Annotated in this window: 1 protein-coding gene and 2 pseudogenes; 2 read left to right on the forward strand and 1 reads right to left on the reverse strand. The window is 59.9% G+C overall.

Annotated elements, in window-relative coordinates:
* Positions 1 to 261: 261 nt before the first annotated feature.
* Positions 262 to 981 carry a hypothetical protein gene (locus Q8K08_RS19020; RefSeq protein ID WP_370870566.1) on the reverse strand — a complete coding sequence of 240 codons (720 nt, stop codon included), beginning with the start codon at positions 979 to 981 and terminating at the stop codon, positions 262 to 264.
* Here Q8K08_RS19020 and Q8K08_RS19025 point away from each other — a divergent pair.
* Together Q8K08_RS19025 and Q8K08_RS19030 are read left to right on the forward strand one after the other, a co-directional pair.
* Positions 893 to 1171, forward strand: a pseudogene (locus Q8K08_RS19025) (phage tail tape measure C-terminal domain-containing protein); the annotation flags it as partial. The gene Q8K08_RS19020 and the pseudogene Q8K08_RS19025 sit on opposite strands and share 89 nt — an antisense overlap.
* Positions 1169 to 1354: pseudogene (locus Q8K08_RS19030) on the forward strand (ATP-binding protein); the annotation flags it as partial. The pseudogenes Q8K08_RS19025 and Q8K08_RS19030, both read left to right, overlap by 3 nt.

Consider the following 1354-nt stretch of genomic DNA (forward strand, 5'->3'; position numbering starts at 1 on the left):
GCACCCCGTGGCTCTTGGGGAAAAAGGGTTTAAGCCGAGCCATCTGCTCGTCAGTCAGCCAGTAGAGGTTGCTCATGGATCGGTCTCCTTGCGGAGCCTGAATCACGCCAACAACCTGAAATCAATGGGTCTGGAGCCTAGGCGCGACAGCGGAACAGCCTCTTCACGCAGCACGCCACTACCGACCTCCGAAGGGCCGTCGAGCCGATTAGACTGTCCCTCATTAAGGCTGATTGAGCCTTCGCTGATTTTCTGAAGACGCTAGTATTCAAGCCGCACCTCGTCATCGAACTGGTAGGAAGGCCCAGCGCCGCGTTTTGGCAGCTTTGTCGCGAGGTGGCGCAGAAACACATACAGGCGTTCGAGGTCCGTATCCTGATAGGGAATGATCTGGCTGAGGAAGCCATAGAGGCTGCAGAAGGCGAGCAGCTTGCCGCGCCATAGCTCGGCCTCGTCCGGCTTCTCTTGCTGAAGTTCCTTAAAACGCGCAACACAAACATCGAGCGCCGCGTTCATCAACTGATGATCGTTCGGGCTCTGGCGCTGGCGGGGCTTGAAATAGACGGCGCTGAAACGCTCAACATCAGCAATCACATAGACGCCCTCAGCATCAAGTTCGCTCTTGATCTCGTACATTCGAGCAGGGTCGACGTCTTCACCGATTTCCGCCCCTTCAAAGTAGGTCTTGAATGCCTCTCTGATTTCATCCCGATCGTTGACAAAATCGAGGACAAACGTGTCTTCCTTTAGCGGGTGGATGCGATTCAGACGAGAAAGAGTTTGAACAGCCTGGATCCCTGCAAGCCGCCGGTCGACATACATCGTATGGAGCAAGGGTTGGTCGAAGCCTGTCCGCCGCGTGGCCGACGCGCTGGACGAGGCCGAGACCTCAGCCGGTCGCGCGGGCGCCGCAGGGCGCGAGGCCGGAACCCAGACCGCGACCGGAGCAGAGGAAGCCGTCACCGGATGGCAGGCGGTCACCGCCGCGCTGGCTGACTATGCCGCAAGGGCCCGCGAGATCGGCGCCGATATCGGTCAGGCGCTGGTCGGGGCCTTCGGGGCGGCGGAGACCGCGGTTGCCGACTTCGTGCGCAAGGGCAAGCTCGACTTTCGCGATCTGGTGACCTCGATGATCGCCGATCTGGCACGGCTCGCCGCCCGGCGCTTCATCCAAGCTATCGAGCATCACCGCAAACGCGTGCGCTTCTTCTCAACGGTCGAACTGGTCAACGCCTTGGAGCAGGAAAAGGCCCAAGGAAAGGCTGGCAAGATTGCAGCGGCGCTGGTGAAAACCGACTTGGTGGTCGTAGACGAGTTGGGATACTTGCCGTTCAGCGCCTCTGGCGGTGCCTTG

It is taken from the genome of Pseudotabrizicola sp. (genome assembly GCF_030684215.1).
Lineage (GTDB): Bacteria > Pseudomonadota > Alphaproteobacteria > Rhodobacterales > Rhodobacteraceae > Pseudotabrizicola.